17 protein-coding genes and 3 tRNA genes are annotated in these 24,167 nt (G+C 55.8%); 10 read left to right on the top strand and 10 right to left on the bottom strand.

Annotation, left to right across the window (positions count from 1 at the left end):
• The first annotated feature begins 108 nt into the window (after positions 1–108).
• From ptrA to recD, 3 genes are read left to right on the top strand one after another with little or no spacing between them, the layout of a single operon-like run.
• A complete protein-coding gene (gene ptrA / locus CKK19_RS11875) occupies positions 109–2,991 on the top strand; it encodes a pitrilysin (RefSeq protein WP_063853196.1) in 2,883 nt (960 codons plus the stop codon).
• The gene (recB, locus tag CKK19_RS11870; RefSeq protein WP_063853195.1) at positions 2,988–6,530 is read left to right on the top strand and encodes an exodeoxyribonuclease V subunit beta; all 3,543 of its coding nucleotides are present in this window, start codon (positions 2,988–2,990) and stop codon (positions 6,528–6,530) included. Before ptrA ends, recB begins: the two co-directional genes overlap by 4 nt.
• Positions 6,527–8,347, top strand: a complete 1,821-nt coding sequence (gene recD / locus CKK19_RS11865) for an exodeoxyribonuclease V subunit alpha (RefSeq protein ID WP_058676758.1) — start codon at positions 6,527–6,529, stop codon at positions 8,345–8,347. The genes recB and recD overlap by 4 nt, the downstream gene beginning before the upstream one ends.
• A gap of 33 nt (positions 8,348–8,380) precedes the next feature.
• Here recD and argA read toward each other — a convergent pair whose 3' ends face one another.
• On the bottom strand, positions 8,381–9,712 hold the full coding sequence (argA, locus tag CKK19_RS11860) for an amino-acid N-acetyltransferase (RefSeq protein ID WP_022649227.1): 1,332 nt from the start codon (positions 9,710–9,712) through the stop codon (positions 8,381–8,383).
• Positions 9,713–9,939: 227 nt separating this feature from the next.
• Here argA and amiC point away from each other — a divergent pair, with 227 nt between their 5' ends.
• A complete protein-coding gene (amiC, locus tag CKK19_RS11855; protein ID WP_022649226.1) occupies positions 9,940–11,193 on the top strand; it encodes an N-acetylmuramoyl-L-alanine amidase AmiC in 1,254 nt (417 codons plus the stop codon).
• Positions 11,194–11,282: 89 nt separating this feature from the next.
• On the opposite strand, the gene CKK19_RS11850 is transcribed toward amiC, so the two are convergent.
• The 3 genes from CKK19_RS11850 to CKK19_RS11840 all read right to left on the bottom strand — a co-directional run bounded on the left by CKK19_RS11850 (position 11,283) and on the right by CKK19_RS11840 (position 11,601).
• Positions 11,283–11,359: transfer RNA gene (locus tag CKK19_RS11850), tRNA-Met, on the bottom strand.
• Positions 11,360–11,403: 44 nt separating this feature from the next.
• A tRNA-Met gene (locus CKK19_RS11845) sits at positions 11,404–11,480 on the bottom strand.
• 44 nt (positions 11,481–11,524) lie between these two features.
• Positions 11,525–11,601 (bottom strand) — tRNA-Met (locus CKK19_RS11840).
• 208 nt (positions 11,602–11,809) lie between these two features.
• Here CKK19_RS11840 and mltA point away from each other — a divergent pair.
• The gene (gene mltA / locus CKK19_RS11835) at positions 11,810–12,907 is read left to right on the top strand and encodes a murein transglycosylase A (RefSeq protein WP_022649225.1); all 1,098 of its coding nucleotides are present in this window, start codon (positions 11,810–11,812) and stop codon (positions 12,905–12,907) included.
• A 75-nt stretch (positions 12,908–12,982) separates the two neighbouring features.
• Positions 12,983–13,789: a tRNA cyclic N6-threonylcarbamoyladenosine(37) synthase TcdA gene (tcdA, locus tag CKK19_RS11830; RefSeq protein WP_006811804.1), complete on the top strand. Its 807-nt coding sequence runs from the start codon at positions 12,983–12,985 to the stop codon at positions 13,787–13,789.
• On the opposite strand, the gene csdE is transcribed toward tcdA, so the two are convergent.
• Entirely contained in the window at positions 13,780–14,226 is a 447-nt protein-coding gene (gene csdE, locus CKK19_RS11825; protein WP_063146479.1) for a cysteine desulfurase sulfur acceptor subunit CsdE, read from the bottom strand. The two genes, tcdA and csdE, sit on opposite strands and share 10 nt — an antisense overlap.
• Positions 14,226–15,431: a cysteine desulfurase CsdA gene (csdA, locus tag CKK19_RS11820; RefSeq protein ID WP_063853194.1), complete on the bottom strand. Its 1,206-nt coding sequence runs from the start codon at positions 15,429–15,431 to the stop codon at positions 14,226–14,228. The genes csdE and csdA overlap by 1 nt, the downstream gene beginning before the upstream one ends.
• Before the next feature lie 192 nt (positions 15,432–15,623).
• On the opposite strand from csdA, the gene CKK19_RS11815 reads away from it, so the two are divergent.
• The 4 genes from CKK19_RS11815 to rlmM all read left to right on the top strand — a co-directional run bounded on the left by CKK19_RS11815 (position 15,624) and on the right by rlmM (position 18,647).
• Positions 15,624–15,851, top strand: coding sequence for a YgdI/YgdR family lipoprotein (locus tag CKK19_RS11815; protein ID WP_015571738.1), 228 nt, complete (start codon positions 15,624–15,626; stop codon positions 15,849–15,851).
• 350 nt (positions 15,852–16,201) lie between these two features.
• Positions 16,202–17,119: a glycine cleavage system transcriptional regulator GcvA gene (gcvA, locus tag CKK19_RS11810; protein WP_022649222.1), complete on the top strand. Its 918-nt coding sequence runs from the start codon at positions 16,202–16,204 to the stop codon at positions 17,117–17,119.
• Positions 17,120–17,158: 39 nt separating this feature from the next.
• Positions 17,159–17,554, top strand: a complete 396-nt coding sequence (locus CKK19_RS11805; RefSeq protein ID WP_003862756.1) for a DUF423 domain-containing protein — start codon at positions 17,159–17,161, stop codon at positions 17,552–17,554.
• Positions 17,547–18,647 carry a 23S rRNA (cytidine(2498)-2'-O)-methyltransferase RlmM gene (gene rlmM / locus CKK19_RS11800; protein WP_022649221.1) on the top strand — a complete coding sequence of 367 codons (1,101 nt, stop codon included), beginning with the start codon at positions 17,547–17,549 and terminating at the stop codon, positions 18,645–18,647. Before CKK19_RS11805 ends, rlmM begins: the two co-directional genes overlap by 8 nt.
• Before the next feature lie 57 nt (positions 18,648–18,704).
• Here the strand turns inward: rlmM and xni are convergent, their stop codons facing one another.
• The 4 genes from xni to ppnN form a co-directional block, all read right to left on the bottom strand.
• On the bottom strand, positions 18,705–19,460 hold the full coding sequence (gene xni, locus CKK19_RS11795; protein ID WP_032626021.1) for a flap endonuclease Xni: 756 nt from the start codon (positions 19,458–19,460) through the stop codon (positions 18,705–18,707).
• A gap of 112 nt (positions 19,461–19,572) precedes the next feature.
• Positions 19,573–20,940: an L-serine ammonia-lyase gene (locus CKK19_RS11790; RefSeq protein ID WP_022649219.1), complete on the bottom strand. Its 1,368-nt coding sequence runs from the start codon at positions 20,938–20,940 to the stop codon at positions 19,573–19,575.
• Positions 20,941–21,002: 62 nt separating this feature from the next.
• Complete coding sequence (locus CKK19_RS11785; RefSeq protein ID WP_022649218.1) at positions 21,003–22,292, bottom strand: HAAAP family serine/threonine permease; 1,290 nt, start codon at positions 22,290–22,292, stop codon at positions 21,003–21,005.
• Between the two features lie 504 nt (positions 22,293–22,796).
• Positions 22,797–24,161 (bottom strand): nucleotide 5'-monophosphate nucleosidase PpnN, encoded by a 1,365-nt coding sequence (ppnN, locus tag CKK19_RS11780; RefSeq protein WP_023298502.1) that lies wholly within the window; start codon positions 24,159–24,161, stop codon positions 22,797–22,799.
• Positions 24,162–24,167 lie beyond the last annotated feature (6 nt).

The raw sequence follows: 24,167 nt of genomic DNA, 5'->3' as shown, positions 1-24,167 counted from the left end.
TTCATTTATGATGCACCTCTTATCACGGACTGATGTACCCAAAGAAAGAGATGCTGGCGTGTCCAGCACGCACGTTGTTAATGATGTAGCCGTGATAAAGAGGTCGTAATGCCAGGCAGCACCTTGTTCAAAGCGTTTGTTTTGTTTATCGCCCTTTGGGCTCCCGTCACTCAGGCCGATTCCGGTTGGCAACCTGTCCAGGAAACAATCCGTAAGAGCGATAAGGACACCCGTCAGTATCAGGCGATTCGTCTTGATAACGGGATGACCGTGCTGCTGGTTTCTGATCCTCAGGCGGTTAAATCGCTCTCTGCACTGGTTGTGCCGGTCGGATCGCTGGAAGATCCTGACGCCCATCCGGGACTGGCGCACTACCTTGAGCACATGACGCTGATGGGGTCTAAAAAATACCCACAGCCTGACAGCCTGTCCGAATTTCTGAAAATGCATGGCGGCAGCCACAACGCCAGCACTGCGCCGTATCGTACCGCGTTTTACCTGGAAGTGGAAAATGATGCGCTTGACGGGGCGGTGGACCGTCTGGCGGATGCCATCGCCGCACCGCTGCTGGATAAAAAATATGCTGACCGGGAACGCAACGCCGTAAACGCCGAACTTACGATGGCGCGCACGCGAGACGGTATGCGCATGGCGCAGGTTAGCGCTGAAACCATCAATCCGGCGCACCCGGGTTCGCGCTTCTCAGGCGGCAACCTTGAAACGCTGAGCGACAAGCCGGGTAGCCCGGTGCTCGATGCGCTGCATGCGTTTCGTGAAAAATACTATTCCGCCAATCTGATGAAAGCGGTTATCTACAGCAATAAACCGTTGCCGACGCTGGCAAAAATGGCTGCGCAGACCTATGGCAGGGTGCCAAATAAAAATATCGATCTGCCGCAGATTAACGTGCCGGCTGTCACGGACGCGCAAAAAGGCATTGTTATTCACTATGTGCCGGCCTTGCCGCGCAAGGTGTTACGCGTTGAATTCCGTATTGATAACAACACGGCGCAGTTCCGCAGCAAAACCGACGAGCTGGTGACTTATCTTATCGGTAACCGCAGCCCGGGTACGCTCTCCGACTGGCTGCAAAAGCAGGGGCTGGTGGAAGGTATTCGCGCTGACTCCGATCCCGTCGTAAACGGGAATAGCGGCGTGCTGGCCATCTCCGCGACGCTGACCGATAAAGGGCTGGCTCACCGTGACGACGTCGTTGCGGCCATTTTCAGTTATCTCTCTCTGCTGCGCGACAAAGGCGTCGATAAACGCTACTTCGACGAGCTGGCGCACGTGCTGGATCTCGATTTCCGCTATCCCTCTATTACGCGTGATATGGACTACGTCGAGTGGCTGGCAGATACCATGATCCGCGTGCCGGTGGAACATACGCTGGATGCGGTAAATATTGCCGATCAGTATGACGCCGGGGCGCTCAAAGCGCGTCTGGCGATGATGACTCCGCAGAATGCCCGCGTCTGGTATATCAGCCCGAACGAACCGCATAACAAAATGGCCTACTTCGTTGATGCCCCGTATCAGGTTGAAAAAATCAGCGAACAGACCTTCGCGGGCTGGCAGAAAAAGGCGGGGGAAATTGCGCTGAAGTTACCGGAGCTTAACCCCTACATCCCGGACGATTTCTCGCTGATCAAACCCGCAAAGGCCTATCCGCATCCGGAGCTGATTGTTGATGAGCCGACGCTGCGCGTGGTCTACACCCCAAGCCGCTATTTCGGCGACGAGCCAAAAGCGGATGTCAGCGTAGTGCTGCGTAATCCTAAAGCAATGGACAGCGCCAGAAATCAGGTGCTGTTTGCGCTTAACGATTATCTGGCCGGTATTGCCCTCGATCAGCTCAGCAACCAGGCTGCCGTTGGCGGTATCAGTTTCTCCACCAATGCCAATAACGGTCTGATGGTGAATGCCAACGGCTATACCCAGCGTTTGCCGCAGCTGTTCCAGGCGCTGCTGGACGGTTATTTCAGCTATACGCCTACGGAAGAACAGCTCGAGCAGGCTAAGTCCTGGTATGCCCAGATGATGGAGTCTGCCGAGAAGGGTAAAGCCTACGATCAGGCGATTATGCCAGCACAGATGTTGTCCCAAATTCCTTATTTCCAGCGCGAAGATCGCCGCGCGTTATTGCCCTCAGTCACCTTAAAAGAGGTGCTGGCTTACCGTGATTCGCTGAAAACCAATACCCGTCCGGAGTTCCTGGTTGTAGGGAACATGAGCGAAGATCAGGCTAAAACGCTGGCACAAAACGTGCGTGCGCAACTGGGTTCAAAAGGCGATGAGTGGTGCCGTAACCAGGATGTGCTGGTAGAGAAAAAGCAGAATGCGATCTTCGAAAAAGCGGGAAGCAGCACGGATTCCGCGCTGGCCGCGGTGTTTGTCCCTGTCGGATATGACGAATTTACCAGCTCTGCCCAGAGTGCGGTGCTCGGTCAAATTATTCAGCCGTGGTTTTACAACCAGCTGCGCACCGAAGAGCAGCTGGGTTATGCGGTATTCGCTTTCTCGATGAATGTGGGCCGTCAGTGGGGGTTGGGCTTCCTTCTGCAAAGCAGCGACAAACAACCTGCTTACCTGTGGCAACGTTATCAGGCATTCTTCCCGCAGGCGGAAGCAAAACTGCGCGCCATGAAGCCGGAAGAGTTTGCCCAGATCCAGCAGGCGGTTATCGCCCAGGTGATGCAACCGCCGCAGACGCTGGGTGAAGAGGCCTCGCAGCTGAGCAAAGATTTTGATCGCGGTAATATGAAATTTGATTCGCGTGATAAAATAGTGGCCGAAATAAAACAGCTGACGCCACAAAAAGTTGCCGATTTCTTCCATCAGGCGGTAGTTAAACCGCAGGGTATGGCCATCCTGTCTCAGGTTTCTGGCAGCCAGAACGGGAAAACGGACTACGTAAAATCAAAAGAGTGGACCGTCTGGAAGAGCGTCAGCGCGCTGCAACAAACTATGCCCTGGAGTAAGAAAGAATGACCCATACCGCTGAGCCGCTTGATCCCCTAAGTTTACCTCTACAGGGTGAGCGACTGATTGAAGCCTCAGCGGGAACGGGAAAAACCTATACCATCGCCGCGCTCTATCTGCGTCTGCTGTTGGGGCTCGGCGGCAACGCCGCTTTTTCGCGCCCGTTAAGCGTGGAAGAGCTGCTGGTGGTAACCTTCACCGAAGCGGCCACTGCCGAGCTGCGTGGCCGTATTCGCAGCAACATTCATGAGCTGCGCATCGCCTGTCTGCGTCAGACGACGGATAACCCCCTCTATGCGAGCCTGCTGGACGAGATTGCGGATAAGCAACAGGCTGCGCAATGGCTGCTGCTGGCCGAACGGCAAATGGATGAAGCGTCCGTCTTCACCATTCACGGTTTTTGTCAGCGCATGCTGAGCCTGAATGCGTTTGAATCCGGCATGCTCTTTGAGCAGCAGCTTATTGAAGATGAATCCGAGCTTCGCTATCAGGCCTGTGCGGATTTCTGGCGTCGTCACTGTTATCCGTTGCAGCGCGACATTGCTGAAGCGGTTCACGCCCTGTGGAAAGGTCCGGAAGAGCTTCTTCGCGCCATCGACCGTTACCTGCAAGGCGAAGCGCCGGTCATTAAATCTCCTCCGCCTGCCGATGAAACGCTGGCCTCGCGCCATGAAAAGATCGTCGCCAAAATTACCGCGCTTAAGCAGAAATGGAATGAGTCGGTTGGTGAAATTGATGCAATCATCGAAAACTCAGGCATCGACAGACGCAAGTTCAACCGTGGGAACCAGGGGAAGTGGATCGAAAAGATCAGCGCCTGGGCCCAGGAGGAGACGCGGGGTTACCAGCTTCCGGACGCACTGGAAAAATTTTCACAGCGCTTTTTGACCGAGCGAACCAAAGCCGACGGTATTGTGCCTGAGCATCCCCTGTTTGTGGCGATTGAAGCGTTGCTTGCGGAGCCATTAACGCTCAATGACCTGATGATCACCCGCGCCATGACGGAGATCCGCCAGGCCGTCGCGCGCGAAAAACGTCGCCGGGGCGAGCTGGGGTTTGATGACATGCTGAGCCGCCTGGACGAAGCCCTGTCCAGCGAGAATGGTGAAGCGCTCGCCAGCGCGATCCGTACCCGTTTTCCGGTGGCGATGATTGACGAATTTCAGGACACCGACCCCCAGCAGTACCGCATTTTTCGCCGCATCTGGCGACAGCAGCCCGACACTGCCCTGCTGCTGATAGGCGACCCTAAACAGGCCATTTACGCCTTCCGTGGGGCAGATATCTTCACCTATATGAAAGCCCGTAGTGAGGTGGTCGCGCATTACACGTTAGATACCAACTGGCGCTCCGCTCCGGGGATGGTTGAGAGCGTCAATGCGCTGTTCAGCCGTATGGAGACGGCGTTTATGTTCAATGAAATCCCTTTCCTGCCGGTGAAATCCGCCCCAAAAAACGCATCCCTGCGCTACGAAGTCAGCGGTGCGGTACAACCCGCCATGACCTTCTGGCTGCTTGAGGGGGAAGGCTATGGCGTTGCCGATTATCAGGCGGCGATGGCCCAGCACTGCGCCGCGCAAATCCGTGACTGGCTAAGCGCAGGCGCGCGCGGCGAGGCACTACTGTGGAAGGGGGAACAGGCATATCCTGTAAAGGCCTCTGATATTACCGTGCTGGTGCGCAGTCGTCAGGAAGCGGCGTTAATCCGCGATGCGCTAACGTTGCTGGATATTCCGTCAGTGTATCTCTCTAACCGCGACAGCGTGTTCGACACGCTGGAAGCCCAGGAAATGCTCTGGTTGCTTCAGGCGGTGCTGGCGCCGGAGCGCGAAAATACGCTTCGAAGCGCGCTGGCCAGTTCTATGCTGGGGTTGAACGCACGGGATATTGATGAACTCAACCATGACGAAAACGCATGGGATGCGGTGGTAGAAGAGTTTGTCCATTACCGTGAACGCTGGCAAAAGCGCGGCGTCATGGCGATGCTGCGCGAGCTGATGACACGGCGTCAGATTGCCGAAAATATGCTGGCGACATCCGGCGGTGAAAGGCGTCTGACCGATATTTTACACATCAGCGAACTGTTACAGGAAGCGGGTACCCAGCTTGAAAGTGAACATGCCCTTGTGCGCTGGCTGGCGCAGCAAATCGCGGATCCAAACAGTAACTCTTCAAGCCAGCAGATGCGTCTTGAGAGCGATAAGCATCTGGTGCAAATCGTCACTATTCACAAATCCAAAGGTCTCGAATATCCGCTGGTCTGGCTGCCTTTCATCGCGAACTACCGGGTTCAGGATCAGGCCTTTTACCATGACCGCGAGACTTTCGATGCGGTGCTCGATCTCAGCAAGGCGGAGACCAGCGTTGAACTGGCAGAAGCGGAGCGTCTGGCGGAGGATTTGCGCCTGCTTTACGTGGCGCTGACCCGTTCTGTCTGGCATTGCAGCCTGGGCGTCGCCCCGGTTTTCCGCCGTCGCGGGGAGAAAACAGGGGAAAGCGATTTCCATTTAAGCGCGTTAGGGCGGCTTATTCAGCGTGGCGAGCCGAAAGATGCGGCGGGGTTGCGCCTCTGCATTGAGTCGCTCTGCGGTGACGATATCGCGCTGCATATCCCGTCTCTGCCAGACAATAGCCGCTGGCAAATGGCGCAAGAGCCCGCGACCGACCTTAATGCGCGCCAGATCACGCGGGTGCTTGCCGACGACTGGCGCGTCACCAGCTATTCTGGCCTGCAACAGCACGGGCAAAGTATTGCGCTGGATCTCATGCCGAAGCTGGACGTGGATGCCGCAGGGGTGGGTGATATTCCGGTTGAACCGACGTTAACTCCGCATCAGTTCCCACGCGGCGCGTCGCCGGGCACCTTTTTGCACAGCCTCTTTGAAGAGCTTGATTTTACTCAGCCTGTCAGTGAGGAGTGGGTGCTGAAGATGCTACAGAGCGGGGGCTATGACGCGCACTGGCAGCCCGTTCTCACTGACTGGATCAACGCCATTTTGCAGGCACCGCTGACTGAGCAGGGCTTCGCTCTTCGTCAGCTAACGGCCAGAAATAAACAGGTTGAGATGGAGTTTTATCTGCCTGTCGCAGGCCCGCTTAAGGCCGACGCGCTCGATGCGCTTATCCGTCAGTGCGATCCGCTCTCAGCCGGTTGCCCGCCGTTGAACTTCCGTCAAGTGCAGGGCATGCTGAAAGGCTTTATCGACCTGGTCTTCCGTCACGAAGGACGGTACTACCTGCTGGATTACAAATCGAACTGGCTGGGCGAGAACAGCGAAGCCTATACCCAGCAGGCGATGGCGGCAGCCATGCAAATGCATCGCTACGATCTGCAATATCAGCTCTACACGCTAGCGCTGCACCGCTATTTGCGCCACCGTATTGCGGATTACCGCTACGACGATCATTTTGGTGGCGTCATCTACCTCTTCTTGCGCGGGGTCGACGCTGCCGATCCGCGCTCCGGGATCTTCAGCACCCGTCCGGATGCGGAATTGATTAATAAAATGGATAACCTGTTTGCAGCAAACACGGAGGAGATTGCATGACGATGCAGGACTTATTGCTGGAAGCGGTAGAGCAACGCGTGCTGCGTCAGTTGGATGTGCAGTTTGCCATGATGATTGCCGCTGACCAGCCCGCCGTGATGCTTGCCGCTGCCCTATTGAGTAAAGACGCCGGAGAGGGGCATGTGTGTCTGCCGCTCTCGCGTCTGGTTGTTGACGAGAAAATGCCGCCTGTCCTCCAGTCCTGCTTTGCGCTGCTGGGGGAGAGGGTGGACTGGCAGAAAATTTTGCGCGAATCGTCGGCCGTCGGGCCGGGAGAAAACCAGGCGCCGCTGATCCTGACGGGGGAGCGCTTATATCTGAACCGTCTGTGGCGAAACGAACTGACGGTAGCGCGTTTCTTTAGTGAGACCAACGCGCCGCTTCCCTGCGACGAAGCGCAGCTTCGCCAGACACTGGACAGGCTGTTTGACTCCGGTGAGCCTACAGACTGGCAGAAAGTGGCGGCGGCCGTCGCCCTGACGCGGCGGATTTCGGTGATTTCAGGTGGCCCGGGGACCGGGAAAACCACGACCGTCGCAAAGCTGCTGGCAGCCCTGATCCAGCTATCAGGCGAGCAGCGATGTCGTATTCGTCTGGCGGCGCCCACCGGGAAAGCAGCGGCGCGACTGACCGAATCACTGGGCGGTGCGATGCAACAGCTGCCGCTCACTCAGGAGCAGCTTGCGCTTTTCCCGGGTGAAGCGAGTACCCTGCACCGTCTGCTCGGCGCGCAGCCGGGTAGCCAGCGGCTGCGCTACCATGCGGGTAATCCGCTGCATCTGGACGTGCTGGTGGTGGATGAAGCCTCCATGATTGACCTGACCATGATGTCGCGCCTGATCGATGCTCTGCCGCCGCATGCGCGCGTGGTTTTCCTGGGCGATCGCGACCAGCTCGCCTCCGTGGAAGCCGGGGCGGTACTGGGGGATATCTGTACCTACGCCAGCTACGGTTATACCGCCGCGCGGGCGCAGGAGCTTGCCCGCCTGACCGGCTGCTCGCTTGAACCCGATCACTCGCCGGTCGCAGGCGCACTGCGTGACAGCCTGTGCCTGCTGCAAAAAAGCTACCGTTTCGGTAGCGACTCCGGCATCGGCCAGCTGGCTGCGGCGGTCAACCGTGGCGACAGGCACGCCACGCGCACGGTGTTTGACGGTTCCTTCACTGACATTGAAAAGAAATCGCTGCAAAGCGGGGAAGAGTATCAGGCTATGCTTGAGGAGGCTCTCCAGGGATACCAGCGTTTTCTGAGCTGCGTGCAGCAGCGCAGTCAGCCCGGGCAGGTCATTGCCGCATTTGGCGAATACCAGCTTCTGTGCGCATTGCGGGAAGGGCCGTTCGGCGTTGCGGGCCTGAACGACAGGCTGGAGCAGCTGCTCGTGCAGAAACGCAAAATTAACCGTCAGCAGCATTCGCGATGGTATGAAGGCCGGCCAGTGATGATCTCCCGCAACGACAGTACGCTGGGGCTGTTCAACGGGGATATCGGTATTGCGCTCGATCGCGGTAACGGTTTGCGCGTCTGGTTCCAGCTACCGGACGGCAGCGTGAAGTCCGTCCAGCCCAGCCGTCTGCCAGAGCATGAAACGGCATGGGCGATGACGGTACACAAGTCTCAGGGCTCAGAGTTCAACCATGCGGCGCTGATCCTGCCGACACAGCTTTCGCCGGTCGTAACCCGTGAGTTGGTCTACACCGCCGTTACCCGTGCGCGCCAGCGTCTGTCGCTGTATGCGGATGAACGCGTGCTGGGACAGGCGATTGCCACTCGCACCGAGCGCAGAAGCGGATTAAGCGCGATTTTTGAATCTGTCTGAGTAATCACCCTCTCCGACAGGAGAGGGTGATTGTTATCCCAGGTCCGCCATTAACACCTTCGAGCGGCGCTGGTAGTTGTACATCTCTTTCTTACTTTCCGGCAGCGAATCAATATCCACCGGCGTGAAGCCGCGCTCCTGGAACCAGTGAATGCTGCGCGTGGTGAGCACGAACAGCTTGCTCAGACCCATCTGGCGCGCCTGTGCCGCCACGCGTTCAAGCAGCAGTTCCCCCCGCGAGGAGCTACGGTAATCCGGGTGCACGGCAACGCACGCCATTTCGCCAATCTGTTCTTCCGGGAACGGATAAAGCGCCGCACAGGCAATGGTCAGGTTATCTCGCTGGATGATGGTGAACTTGTCGATCTCCATCTCCAGCTGCTCGCGGGAGCGGCGAACCAGAATGCCCTGTTGTTCCAGCGGACGGATCAGCTCCAGAATGCCGCCGATGTCATTGATGGTGGCACGGCGGATCTGCTCGGCGCTCTCCATTACGATCTGCGTACCGATCCCGTCCCGGGAGAACAGTTCCTGCAACAGCGCGCCGTCTTCCTGATAGCTGATCAGGTGGCTGCGGCGTACCCCGCTGCGGCACGCTTTGACGGCGCCGCGCAGAAAACGCACGGTACCGGAATAGTAATCGCCTTGTGCTTCCAGCGCTTCGACGCGCGCCTGGGCTTCATTCGGAAACAGTTCTGGCACAATCACGCCCTCATCGTTCACGACACCCTGTGAGGAGCAAAAGCCGATCATTTTTTCCGCTTTCAGCTTGATGGCCAGCTGGGTGGCAATCTCTTCCGAGGTCAGATTAAAACTTTCACCCGTTACGGAAACGGCAACGGGTCCCATCAGGACGATCGCGCCATTGTCTAACTGGCGGTGAATGGCTTCTTCATCAATGCGCCGGATGCGGCCGCTGTGGCAGTAATCCACGCCATCGTCCACGCCGAGCGGCTGAGCGATGATAAAGTTGCCGCTCACCACGTTGATGTGCGCGCCCTGCAGCGGCGTATTACTCAGGCTCATCGACAGGCGGGCGGTGATATCGAGCTGCAACAGACCCGCCGCCTGTTTGACCAGTTCGAGGGTTTTCGCATCCGTCACGCGGGTATGTTTGTGGTAGATCGGCTCATGGTGATGGGCGGCCAGGTTGGCTTCGATTTGCGGACGTGCGCCATACACCACCACCAGACGGATGCCGAGGCTGTGCAGCAGGCCGATATCATTGACGATACTGGAAAAGTTCTCATGCTCAATGGCTTCACCGCCAAGCATGATGACAAAGGTTTTGCCCCGATGGGTGTTGATATAGGGAACAGAATGGCGGAATCCCTGGACCAGTTCGGTTCTGCGTTCCTTAACCATGACACAACCCTTAATGAATGTTTATTCGTTATTTATGTATTTTTATTCGATTGTGGCCGCGTGTGCAAGCCAAAATTTTCTCCGACACACAGAAAATAATAAGTAATCCGTGCGTTAACGTATGATTGTTTACCCTTTTATAGATGACAGTTTATGCGTCATTCGTTAAAGTTTTCGGTCAATTTGGGCGTTTTGTTCATCAATCAGATTTCTTGCTCGGGAGAAGCATGTCGGGATCCAATTCAGCAATAAGCCGCCGCCGCCTGTTAAAAGGGGCCGGGGCGATGTGGTTGCTTAGCGTCAGCCAGGTGGGTCTTGCCGCCACAAGCCAGGTAGTCGCGGTGCGCGTCTGGCCGTCGTCGACCTATACGCGCGTGACGGTCGAGTCCAACCGCGTGCTGAAATACAAACAATTTGCCCTCAGCAATCCTGAACGTGTGGTGGTTGATCTCGAAGGTGTGAATCTCAACTCCGTGCTTAAAGGCATGGCGGCGCAGATCCGTGGCGACGATCCTTTTATCAAATCGGCGCGCGTCGGGCAGTTCGATCCGCAAACCGTGCGCATGGTGTTTGAGCTCAAGCAGAATGTGAAACCGCAGCTCTTTGCCCTTGCGCCTGTTGCCGCCTTTAAGGAGCGCCTGGTAATGGATCTCTATCCGGCGAATGCAACGGATATTCAGGATCCGCTCCTGGCGTTACTTGAAGATTACAACAAAGGCGATCTCCAGCGGCAGGTCCCACCTGCGCAAAGTGGTCCTAAGCCGGGCAGGGCGGGGCGCGATCGTCCGATTGTGATCATGCTCGATCCTGGCCACGGCGGAGAAGATTCCGGCGCCGTTGGGAAATATCACACCCGTGAAAAAGATGTGGTGCTGCAAATTGCCCGTCGTCTGAAGGCGTTAATCGACAAAGAGGGCAATATGCGCGCCTACATGACGCGCAACGAAGATGTCTTTATCCCGCTAAAGGTCCGCGTGGCGAAAGCGCAGAAGCAGCGCGCGGATCTGTTTGTCTCTATTCATGCGGACGCCTTCACCAGCCGCCAGCCGAGCGGATCGTCGGTGTTTGCCCTGTCAACGAAAGGGGCGACCAGTACCGCCGCGAGATACCTGGCGGACACGCAGAACGCCTCGGATTTAATCGGTGGCGTGAGCAAAAGCGGGGATCGTTATGTCGACCATACGCTGTTTGATATGGTGCAGTCGCTGACCATTACCGACAGTCTGAAGTTTGGTAAAGCGGTGCTGGGCAAACTGGGCCGGGTCAACAAGCTGCACAAAAACAGCGTCGAGCAGGCCGGATTTGCGGTACTGAAAGCGCCAGATATTCCGTCCATTCTGGTCGAAACCGCGTTTATCAGTAACGTGCAAGAGGAACGCAAGCTCAAGACGGCTAAATTCCAGCAGGAAGTGGCGGAGTCGATTCTGGCGGGTATTCGGGCCTATTTCTCAGACGGGGAAACGCTGGCGCGGCGGGGATAGGGTATTACGCCGGGTATCTCGCCCGGCACTTTCACAAACGGCAGATACAAAAAAACACCCTTAAGGGTGTTTATTGTTTTAAGAAGTGTTGGTTGCGGGGGCCGGATTTGAACCGACGACCTTCGGGTTATGAGCCCGACGAGCTACCAGGCTGCTCCACCCCGCGTCCGTCTTTCTACACTTGTAGAAACTTACTTCTTCAAATTTGATTGGTTGCGGGGGCCGGATTTGAACCGACGACCTTCGGGTTATGAGCCCGACGAGCTACCAGGCTGCTCCACCCCGCGTCCGTCTTTCTACAGTCGTAGAAGATACTGCATCAAATTTTAATTGGTTGCGGGGGCCGGATTTGAACCGACGACCTTCGGGTTATGAGCCCGACGAGCTACCAGGCTGCTCCACCCCGCGTCCGTGGAAGCGCACTATACTCGGATAGGTTTGTGATGCAACCCCTTTTTCGCATAATTCATTATTTTGTATGCAAAATGAACGGGAATAGCCACTTTGGCCTATTTTTTGTCCAGAATTTGCCAAAGGGAAGGCGATCGCATTTCATTACCACGGTGGGTTTGTTATCTTCATCACGCGGAATTGGGCAACTAAAAGACGAGATATAATGAAAGGACGTTGGGTGAAGTATCTGATGACAGGCGCAATGGTAGCGATTCTTGCGGCCTGCTCTTCCAAACCGACCGATCGCGGTCAACAGTATAAAGACGGGAAGTTATCCCAGCCTTTCTCTTTAGTTAACCAGCCAGATGCCGTGGGTGCTCCAATCAATGCCGGGGATTTCTCCGAGCAGGTGTACCAGATCCGCAAAGCGTCGCCGCGCCTGTATGGCTCACAGAACAACGTTTATAGTGCAGTGCAGGACTGGCTGCGTGCTGGCGGTGATACGCGCAATATGCGCCAGTTTGGTATTGACGCGTGGCAGATGGAAGGGGCGGATAACTACGGTAACGTTCAGTTTACCGGCTACTACACCCCGGTTGTCCAGGCACGACACACGCGTCAGGGCGAATTCCAATATCCGATTTACCGCATGCCGCCAAAACGCGGTCGTCTCCCGTCCCGCGCTGAAATCTATGCCGGTGCGCTTAGCGAAAATTACGTGCTGGCCTACAGCAACTCGCTGATGGATAACTTCATCATGGACGTGCAGGGCAGCGGCTATATTGATTTTGGCGACGGCTCGCCGCTGAACTTCTTTAGCTATGCCGGGAAAAACGGCCATGCCTATCGCAGCATCGGTAAGGTGCTCATCGACCGTGGTGAAGTGAAACGAGAAGATATGTCGATGCAGGCGATCCGCGAGTGGGGCGAAAAACACAGCGAAGCGGAAGTGCGTGAGCTGCTTGAGCAGAATCCATCGTTTGTCTTCTTCAAACCGCAGAACTTTGCGCCGGTGAAAGGGGCGAGCGCCGTCCCGCTGATTGGCCGCGCTTCTGTGGCATCGGATCGTTCGATTATCCCGGCGGGTACCACGCTGCTGGCGGAAGTCCCTCTCCTCGACAACAACGGCAAATTCAACGGCAAGTATGAATTACGCCTGATGGTGGCGCTGGACGTGGGCGGGGCGATTAAAGGTCAGCACTTCGATATTTACCAGGGCATCGGCCCGGATGCCGGCCACCGTGCAGGCTGGTATAACCACTACGGGCGCGTGTGGGTGCTGAAGACAGCGCCGGGTACCGGGAACGTATTTAGCGGCTGAGTGTGGTATTCTGAGCGCAAGACGGATTACGGTTCAGGGTGAGGAATACCTCACCCTTTTTACATCTGAGGTTTTATGTCTGTGGTAATCAGCGATGCCTGGCGCCAGCGTTTCGGCGGCACGGCACGGTTATACGGTGAAAAAGCCCTGCAACTGTTCGCGGATGCGCATGTCTGCGTGGTGGGCATTGGTGGCGTGGGTTCGTGGGCGGCAGAAGCGCTGGCGAGAACCGGCATTGGCGCAATTACGTTGATTGATATGGATGACGTCTGCGTCACTAACACTAACCGTCAGATCCACGCCCTGCGTGATAACGTCGGTCTGGCGAAGTCCGAGGTGATGGCGGAGCGTATTCGTCTCATCAACCCGGAGTGCCGCGTAACGGTGATTGACGACTTTGTGACGGCAGATAACGTCGCGGAGTACATGAGCAAAGGCTACAGCTATGTGATTGACGCCATCGACAGCGTGCGGCCAAAAGCGGCGCTGATCGCTTACTGTCGTCGTTACAAGGTGCCGCTGGTGACAACGGGCGGCGCGGGTGGACAAATTGATCCGACGCAGATCCAGGTGGCAGATCTGGCGAAAACCATTCAGGATCCACTGGCTGCTAAGCTGCGCGAGCGCTTAAAAAGCGACTTCAACGTGGTGAAGAACAGTAAAGGCAAGCTGGGCGTGGACTGTGTGTTCTCGACAGAAGCGCTGGTTTATCCGCAGGCGGATGGTTCGGTCTGTGCAATGAAAAGCACAGCGGAAGGGCCAAAGCGGATGGATTGTGCCTCAGGGTTTGGAGCGGCCACCATGGTGACCGCCTCCTTCGGCTTTGTGGCGGTCTCTCACGCCCTGAAGAAGATGATGGCGAAGGCGGAACGTCAGGCCTGAGCCTGACGGGCGGCATCCAGCACCGCGTCGTTTAGCGCAATCAGTCCCTGACCGCGCGAGGCGCTAAGCTGCGTGCGAAGTCCCAGCTCATCAAACAGCGCCAGCGGAGAATGCGCCAGCAGCTCTGCGGCGCTTTTCCCTTCGATTGCGGTCAACAGCACCGCCAGCAGACCGCGAACAATGCGTCCCTCGCTGTCGCCGAAGAAATGCAGTTTCTCACCGGATATGCTAAACCCAAGCCAGACGCGGTTCTCGCAGCCAGCTATCTCCTTCGCCTGTGATTTCAGTTCGTCTGACAGCGTGGGCAACTGTTTGCCCAGCAGGATCAGCTGACGATATTTATCTTCCCACTGCGTGAGCGGGGCGAAGGTCTGTTTTAACGTCTCTTCAGTGATAACGGTGCCGAACGGATGCCCGGCTAAGGCTGAACTTGTCATTAATCCACCAGTAATTCCAGGGCGCGGTCGACGGCGGAAACCAGCGCGTCGACGTCGCTTTTTGTGTTGTACGGTGCAAACGAGGCGCGCAGGGTGCCGCTCACGCCCATGGCTGCCAGCAGCGGCTGGGCGCAGTGCTGTCCGGCACGCAGGGCAATGCCGTACCCGGCAAGCAGCGTCACCATGTCGCTATGGTGTACGCCCGCGAAGTCAAAGGCGAGCAGGCTGGAGTCCTGTACGCGGAACGAGCGAAACCCCGGGCGTTTTTTAAGCTCTTCTTCCGCCAGCGTCGCCAGGCCCCGGCTCCAGCTTTCAGCCTGAACCACGTCCGTTTCTGTAAGCCATTCGAGCGCCGCGCTCAGGCCGATAACCCCGGCCACGTTCGGCGTACCGGCTTCCAGGCGGTAAGGTACATCCTGAGTTTTAAAGCCGTCGAAGGTGACTTCGGTAATCATCTTGCCGCCGCCGAGCCACGGCGTCATCCGGGCCAGCAGTTCAGGTTTGCCGTACAGCGCGCCGATACCGGTTGGCCCGTACAATTTATGCCCTGAGAAGGCATAGAAGTCGATATCCAGCGCCTGAACGTCAGCCGGAAAATGCACCACACCCTGCGCACCGTCGACCATTACCACCACGCCGCTGGCATGGGCAATCTCAATGGCGCGCGCCAGATCCGGACAGCCGCCGGTGACGTTGGACATCTGCCCCAGCGCCAGAATACGGCTGCGCGGCGTAATCAGCTCAGGCAGACGCGCCACGTCAGGCAGGAAGTCTGTACCCAACGGGAGTTTTACAACCCGTGCCCCGGTTTGTTCGGCCACCATCAGCCAGGGCACCAGGTTGGCGTGGTGTTCCGCCTCGCTGACGATGATCTCATCCCCGGGCTGCAACAGCGGACGCGCGTAACATTGCGCCACCATGTTAATGGCCTCGGTAGTGCCCCGCGTCCAGACGATGTTCTTACCGCTGTCAGCATTGATCAGGCGCGCGACCTGATCCCGTGCGGCTTCGTATTGCGCCGTTAAGCGCTGCGCGTCGGCATACTGGCTGCGGTGCACGTTCCCGGCGCTCAGGCTGTAAAACTGGCGGGTCGCCTCAATCACCGCCTGCGGCTTAAGGGCCGTGGCGGCGCTATCAAGATAAATGCCGGCATCGGCCAGTGCAGGAAACTGTGCGCGAAACTGCGCAGGACTGAAAGCGTTCATGGAATTCCTCATATCGATTCTACGATCGTCGCGCAAATTCATCGGCAGGGCAAGGAAGTTGATATCTATCAGATTTGTCTGCTTATCCTGGCGAGTCTGAAAAAGCAGGTTATGCTAAATAGTGTTAGGCGGATGTTTTAGCCTGTTATAAATCGAGGTTTGAATAGCATTAATTGCTAAAGGAGAATAATCATGAAAAAGACAGCTGCAATCATTTCTGCCTGTGCGTTGACCTTTGCCCTGAGCGCATGTTCTGGTAATAACTACGTAATGCATACCAACGATGGTCGATCTATCGTCTCTGAAGGGAAACCGACAACCGATAATGATACCGGGATGATTTCATACAAAGATGCTAACGGGAACAAACAGCAGATCAATCGCAGTGACGTGAAAGAGATGAAGGAAATCGAGCATTAACAGTTAGATAAGCGAAAAAAAAGCACCGCAAGTTGGCGGTGCTACATTAATCACTATGGACAGACAGGGTAAATGTACAGGAAGTGAAAAATTGGTAGCGTTGCTACCGTGGTCTGAATCGCAGACCAATTGCAAACACAACAACACAACATCACAACCGTAAGCCAAAAGCCCTTCAGAACACGCATTCCAAAAAAAGCTTTTCGTTCCGGCTCAGGAAGTGCCGCCACTATAGGTATTTGCTGGTAGTTCCTCAACGGACAAATTATAATGGCTCAGATAAAAAAAACTAATAGGTTAAACGTTGTTTCCTATATGTTAAATTTCGTTAACATCTAAGCCAGATAACCATGTCCAAGCGATTGCCACCCCTAAATGCATTACGTGTTTTTGATGCAGCAGCACGCCACCTCAGCTTCACCCGCGCAGCCGATGAGCTTTTTGTGACACAGGCCGCAGTAAGTCATCAAATCAAGTCTCTGGAGGATTTTCTGGGGCTTAAGCTGTTCCGTCGCCGCAACCGTTCGTTGCTGTTGACCGAAGAAGGGCAGAGCTATTTTCAGGATATTAAAGAGATTTTCTCCCAGCTGACGGAAGCCACCCGTAAGCTTCAGGCACGGAGCGCAAAAGGTGCCCTGACTGTGAGTTTATTGCCCAGTTTTGCCATTCAGTGGCTGGTGCCGCGACTCTCAAGCTTTAACTCAACTTATCCGGGAATCGATGTCCGAATCCAGGCGGTGGACCGTCAGGAAGACAAGCTTGCAGACGATGTGGATGTGGCGATTTTTTACGGTCGCGGTAACTGGCCGGGCTTGCGTGTTGAAAAATTATACGCAGAATATCTGCTGCCGGTCTGTTCACCGCTGCTGCTGACGGGGGAGAAAGCGCTCAAAACGCCCGCCGATCTGGCGCAACACACGCTTTTGCACGATGCGTCGCGTCGCGACTGGCAAACTTATACCCGCCAGTTAGGTCTTAATCATATAAACGTGCAGCAGGGGCCCATTTTTAGCCACAGCGCGATGGTGTTACAGGCTGCCATTCACGGGCAGGGCGTGGCATTAGCGAATAACGTCATGGCGCAGTCCGAAATTGAGGCAGGCCGTCTGGTTTGCCCATTTAACGATGTACTGGTCAGCAAGAATGCATTTTATCTGGTTTGTCATGACAGTCAGGCAGAACTGGGTAAAATAGCCGCTTTCCGGCAGTGGATACTGGCGAAAGCGGCAAGCGAGCAAGAAAAATTCCGCTTCAGGTATGAACAATAACGTTTGTGTGCCGGGCACGCATTAATTCAGGACTTAAACATGACCAGCCGATTCATGCTGATTTTCGCCGCGGTGAGTGGCTTTATTTTTGTAGCTCTGGGCGCGTTTGGCGCGCATGTCTTAAGCAAGTCTTTGGGCGTTGTGGAGATGGGCTGGATCCAGACCGGCCTTGAATATCAGGCGTTCCACACGCTGGCAATTTTTGGGCTGGCGGTGGCGATGCAGCGCCGTATCAGCATTTGGTTTTACTGGAGCAGCGTCTTTCTGGCGCTGGGTACCGTACTGTTCAGCGGCAGTCTCTACTGTCTGGCGCTGTCGCATTTACGCCTGTGGGCGTTTGTTACACCTGTCGGCGGCGTCAGCTTCCTGGCGGGTTGGGTTTTAATGTTTATCGGAGCTATCCGTCTGAAACGCAAGGGCGTTGTTCATGAATAAGGTTGTTTTATATTGTCGCCCGGGGTTTGAGAAAGAGTGCGCCGCGGAAATCACCGATAAAGCGGCGAAGCGTGAAGTCTTCGGATTCGCTCGCGTCAAAGAGAACGCGGGCTATGTGGTATTTGAATGCTATCAGCCTGATGATGCCGACAAGCTGGCGCGCGAACTGCCGTTCAGCTCGCTGATTTTCGCCCGTCAGATGTTTGTCGCGGGCGAACTGCTGAAAGATCTTCCGCCGGAGGATCGCATCACGCCGATTGTTGGCCTGTTGCAGGGCGTGGTGGAGAAGGGCGGCGATTTGCGCGTGGAAGTGGCTGACACCAATGAAAGCAAAGAGCTGATGAAGTTCTGCCGTAAGTTTACCGTGCCGCTCCGCGCGGCACTGCGTGATGCGGGTGTGCTGACAAACTACGAAACGCCAAAGCGTCCAGTCGTGCATATCTTCTTTATTGCGCCAGGATGTTGCTACACCGGCTACTCGTATACCACCAATAACTCGCCGTTCTTTATGGGGATCCCGCGTCTGCGCTTCCCGTCAGACGCGCCGAGCCGTTCAACCCTGAAGCTGGAAGAGGCGTTCCACGTCTTTATCCCGGCGGACGAGTGGGACGAACGTCTGGCAAACGGCATGTATGCCGTCGATCTTGGCGCGTGCCCGGGCGGCTGGACCTATCAGCTGGTGAAACGCAACATGTGGGTTTCGTCTGTGGATAACGGCCCGATGGCGCAAAGCCTGATGGACACCGGGCAGGTCACCTGGCTGCGTGAAGATGGTTTCCGCTACCGTCCTACCCGTAACAACATCTCCTGGATGGTGTGCGACATGGTAGAAAAACCGGCGAAAGTCGCGGCGCTGATGGCCTCCTGGCTGGTGAACGGCTGGTGTCGTGAGACGATTTTCAACCTCAAGCTGCCGATGAAAAAGCGTTACGAAGAGGTGTCGCAGAACCTGGCTTATATTCAGCAGCAACTGGACGAACACGGGATTAACGCGGAAATCCAGGCGCGTCAGCTGTATCACGACCGTGAAGAAGTGACGGTGCATATCCGTCGCTGGTGGGCGGCCGTGGGTGGGCGTCGCGACGAGCGATAACGTTTGTAACGCCCGGTGGCGCTGCGCTTACCGGGCCTACAAAATCGTGTAGTTGTTTTAACGTTCTAACCTTAACTGCTGTAAATTCCCGTCCAGCTGTAAATCCGTCTGTAGCGTTGCGATTTCCCGGCAGATAAACGCCATCTCTTTATTCGCCTCCAGCTTCTTGCGCCATTTTTCCGGCACTTCCTCAAGCCTTGCGTAAATCCCTTCCAGATTCTGAAACTCCGTCAGCAGCTGTGCGGCACTTTTGGGTCCAATACCGGCGACACCCGGCACTCTGGAGCTGCTGATCCCCGCCAGCCCCCAGTAATCCGGCAATTGCTCAGGCGATACGCCAAACTCGCTGGCAATAAATGGCGCGTCCAGCCAGCGTTTCTGGAAGTAGTCGCGGATGCGGACCGTTGGAGAGAGCAGCTGGCAGTAGCCTTTGTCGGTTGAAACGATAGTCGCCTGATGCCCGGCGCTCGCGACTTTAACCGCCAGCGTTGCGGCTAAATCGTCAGCCTCATTACCGTGTGCGCCCCAGCACGGAACGCCGCGCTGTTCAAAGGCCGCGCGTATAACGGGCATTTCGGCGTGCAGATCGTCCGGCATCGGCGCACGCCCGGCTTTGTAGTCCGGCAGGCGCTGGTGCCGCCAGCCGGTATTGCGTGCTTCATCGTCGAATACGGCAACAGCGTGGGTGGGTTCGCTATGGCGAATGAGCTGCTCCAGCGCGTGTAAACAGGTGTCCTTGCAGGGGGTGCCCTGTACCGCGTGAATACGGCGAATCAGGTTAAGTGCATCGACGATAAGCAAATGAACGGCCACAGATAATCTCCCTTCTGTCTAATGGGGGAAGGGTAACACTGAGCGCAGCATGAAACTATGAATGGTGGGGAAAACAGGAAGAAGCCTCGCAAAACGAGGCTTCCTGAGAGGCTTAATCGCAGGTAACGATCTTCATCGCCAGGCCACCGCGGGAGGTTTCGCGGTATTTGGCGTTCATATCTTTACCGGTTTCGTACATGGTTTCGATAACCTTGTCGAGACACACGCGCGGTTCGCTGGTGCGGCGCAGCGCCATACGGGCCGCGTTCACCGCTTTCACAGAGGCGATGGCGTTACGCTCGATGCATGGCACCTGGACCTGACCGCCGACCGGATCGCAGGTCAGCCCCAGGTTATGTTCCATGCCGATTTCCGCCGCAATACAAACCTGCGCAGGACTTGCGCCCAGCAATTCGGCCAGACCCGCCGCCGCCATAGAGCAGGCTACGCCCACTTCACCCTGACAGCCCACTTCCGCGCCGGAAATCGAGGCGTTCATCTTGTACAGTGAGCCAATCGCACTGGCGACCAGCATATACCGCGCGAGTGAGTTTGCATTCACTTCACGGATAAACTTGTCGTAATACGCCAGGACCGCCGGAACAATGCCGCACGCCCCGTTGGTTGGCGCGGTGACGACGCGGCCACCCGCGGCGTTCTCTTCGTTCACCGCCAGCGCGAACATATTGATCCAGTCGACAACGGCCATCGGGTCGGTGGTGGTTTTGTCGGTGCTGACCAGCATGCGGCGCAGCGCAGCCGCACGACGTGGAACACGCAGTTTCCCCGGCAGCACGCCTTCGGTGGTGATCCCGCGCTCAATGCCGCTGCGCATCACTTCCCAGACGTTTGCGAAGTGCTGTTCCAGCTCCTCTTTGCTGTGCAGGGCCAGCTCGTTTTTCATCATCAGGCCGGAGAGAGAAAGGCCTGTCTCCTGGCAGTGACGCTGTAAATCGGCCGCGTTTTTGTACGGGTACGGCACCTCAACGGCGGAGCCGTTGGTTTGACCAAAATGGTCTTCGTCGACGATAAACCCGCCGCCGATGGAGTAATACGTCTGGCTGTAAACCGCTTTATCGCCGACCAGCGCGGTAATGCGCATGCCGTTTTCGTGCAGCGACAGGTTATCCGCATGGAAATTCATGCAGTGGTCAACCGGAAATTCAACTTCGTGCTCGCCGTTGGCCAGCAGCAAACGACCATGGGTGTTCACGTCCTGGATAAAGCCAGGAATGGAGTCAATATCAACGGTATCCGGCAGGTTACCCGCCAGCCCCATGATAATGGCAATATCGGTATGGTGGCCTTTACCGGTCAGGGAAAGGGAACCGTATACATCGACAACCACGCGGGTGATGTCGTGCAAAATGCCGCGTGCAATCAAGTCATCCGTGAATTGTTTACCGGCTTTCATTGGTCCGACGGTGTGAGAGCTGGAAGGACCAATACCGATTTTGAAGATATCGAATACGCTAATCATGATGCGTCCATTGCTTCAGTCAGAGGGGAGGAGTGCGCCATCCGAAGACGGCGCAGGAGGTATTAGCTGAACAGCGAGTAGAAAATAGCGGAGATGGCAATCAGACCCATCACAACAACGAACACGTTGCTGATATGGCCGCTGTATTTACGCATCGCTGGCACTTTCTGAATCGCGTACATCGGCATCAGGAACAGAATCATCGCGATAATCGGGCCGCCCAGGGTTTCAATCATGCCCAGAATGCTTGGGTTCAGGGTGGCTACCGCCCAGGTGGTCACCAGCATGAACAGCGCGGTGATTTTGTTCAGACGGTTGATTTCAATGCTCTTGCCTTTACCGCGCAGAGATTTAATCACCATACCGTTGAAGCCTTCACGTGCGCCCAGGTAGTGGCCCAGGAAGGATTTGGTGATGGCGATAATCGCGATGATCGGTGCCATCCACGCAATCAGCGGTGCGTTAAAGTGGTTTGCCAGGTAGGACAGAATAGAGATGTTCTGCTCTTTCGCCGCCGCCAGATCCGCCGGGGAGAGGCTCAGCACGCAGCTGAACACGAAGAACATAACTGTCAGTACCATCATGATGTGTGCGCGAGCCAGGATGCTGGAGCACTTCTTCTCTGCACCATTGCCGTACTCTTCACGCTTCGCCACCGCGAAGGAGGAGATGATTGGTGAGTGGTTGAAGGAGAACACCATTACCGGGATCGCCAGCCACAGGGTCAGTAGCAGGCCGTTACCGGTTGCGGATGCGCTGCTCAGAGACAGAGTTTCCAGCGCAGCGCCGTTCCACTGTGGGATCAGGTACAGCGCCAGCACCATCAGGGCTGCAACAAACGGGAATACCAGCACGCTCATCGCTTTGACAATCATCTGCTCGCCAAAGCGCACGATGGTCATCATACCGACGATCAGGATCAGGGACAGGATCGCACGCGGCGGCGGGGTCATCTGCAGCTGGTGCATCATGAAGCTTTCAACGGTGTTGGTGATAGCAACGCTATACACCAGCAGAATCGGGTAAATCGCGAAGAAGTAGAGCAGGGTAATCAGCTTACCTGCGCCGACGCCGAAGTGTTCTTCAACGACTTCAGTAATGTCTTCGCCCGGGTTTTTACCGGACAGCACGAAGCGGGTCAGGCCGCGGTGTGCAAAGAAGGTCATCGGAAAGGCGATGATGGCCATGATGATCAGCGGGATCAGACCGCCGACACCTGCGTTGATAGGAAGGAACAGTACACCAGCGCCGATTGCCGTGCCGTACAGGCCAAGCATCCACATGGTATCCGTTTTGCGCCAACCGCTTCGGGATTCAATCGAAGCAACGGTGCTGGTTTGAGTGGTTTCCATCTGTATCTCCTGGAGGAAGCAAATTGTCAGGTTTTTAGTCAAATCCGATGAAAAAGTGCCTGACGGTAATATGAAATTCGTTCAGTGACGGTTTTTTAATAATTTTTGCCCGTAACTATTGGCGGGCGGAAAGATACATTCTCGTTATGAATCTATCAGTGATCGCGATCCCAAATGCAATAATCCACTTATGATGTGGGCATATTTAGACCATTTATCTGTTAAAAAAACATCAAAGAGGATTTACGGGCGCGAAGGCTACCATTAACGACATGTTTTCGAAAAGGCTGACCCGCGAGATAGGTGTCTTTCGCTGTAAAGAAATAGGATTTTAGGATTTTCTGGCAGGTAATTTCGATTAAGGCTGATTATTTACGGTTTCAAAAACGAGGTAATCGTTTGCGCGGGCGCCAGATTTGTTAATAACATTGAAGATCGCTATGAATTACATCACTAATAAAAAAGCCGGATGACAATCCGGCTTGAGAGGAGGGAAAGGACGCTTTATTTGATGATTTCGTAACAGGGAATATAGGCAGAACCCGGAAGTTTCATGCGGTGCTGAGCTACAAAGCCCTGCAGCATGTCATCCATGCGGCGCATCATTTCCGGGTCACCGTGGATTTTATACGGCCCGAACTCCTCAATCGCGCGGATCCCCACCTCCTTCACGTTCCCCGCCACGATGCCAGAGAAGGCGCGACGCAGGTCAGCTGCCAGTACTTCCACCGGCTGATCCGGATAGAGTTTGAGGTTCGCCATGTTCTCATGCGACGGCTCGAAGGGGATCTGGAGATCCGGTGCGATACGGATGGACCAGTTAAAGCTGTAGGCATCCCCGGTATCACGACGGTTCTCTTTCACCAGCGGCATCGCTTTTTTCATCTGACGGGCCACTTCTGCGGCATCGTCAATAATAATGCGGTAGTGACGGCGCGCGTCTTCCCCCAGCGTATGCACGATAAATTCGTCCAGCACGCGGAAGTAGTCGGCGCTCTCTTTCGGGCCGGTCAGGATCAGCGGCAGAACCTGATTTTTGTTGGCCGGGTTCATCAGGATCCCGAGCAGATAAAGCAGTTCTTCCGCCGTACCTACGCCGCCCGGGAAGATGATAATGCCGTGCGCGATACGGACAAACGCCTCAAGACGTTTTTCGATATCCGGCATAATAATCAGTTCGTTAACTAGCGGGTTAGGCGGCTCAGCGGCGATGATTGACGGCTCGGTCATGCCGATAAAACGGCCTTCTTTATAGCGTTGCTGCGCGTGTCCTACTGCCGCGCCTTTCATCGGCGCTTCCATCGCGCCAGGACCGCAGCCGGTACAGATGTTCAGCTCGCGCAGGCCGAGCTGATTACCCACGCGGCGGGCGTACAGGTATTCGGTTTCGTTAATAGAGTGACCACCCCAGCAGACGACCATGTTCGGCGCTTCGCCAACGTGCAGGGCGCGGGCGTTACGCAGAATGGAGAAAACCAGGTTGGTGATATGAACGGAGCTTTCCAGATCGAGATGCTGGAAACGACCAGCGTTGCTGATCTGTCCGTTAACAAACAGGATGTCGCGCAGCACGGCAAAAAGGTTGGCCTGAAGTGAGCGAATAATACGCCCATCGACAAACGCCTCTTCCGGCGGGTTGATCACTTCCAGCTTCACCCCGCGCTCGCGGCGCAGCACATTGATATCAAAACTTTCGAAGCGGGACAGCAGCTCTTTACTGTTGTCGGTCAGGCTTCCGGAGTTCAGTACAGCAAGTGAACAGTTACGAAACAGTTGATACAGGTCGCTACTGGCGGTGCGTTTAAGCATGTCCACTTCCAGTTGCGACAACATATCCATAGAGCCAAGCGGGCTAATATGTGTAATCAAGTGAGC

The sequence above is a fragment of the Enterobacter sp. CCUG 70166 genome (assembly GCF_020224095.1).
Lineage (GTDB): Bacteria > Pseudomonadota > Gammaproteobacteria > Enterobacterales > Enterobacteriaceae > Enterobacter > Enterobacter intestinihominis.
This window is presented reverse-complemented; position numbering and strand designations above follow the sequence as displayed.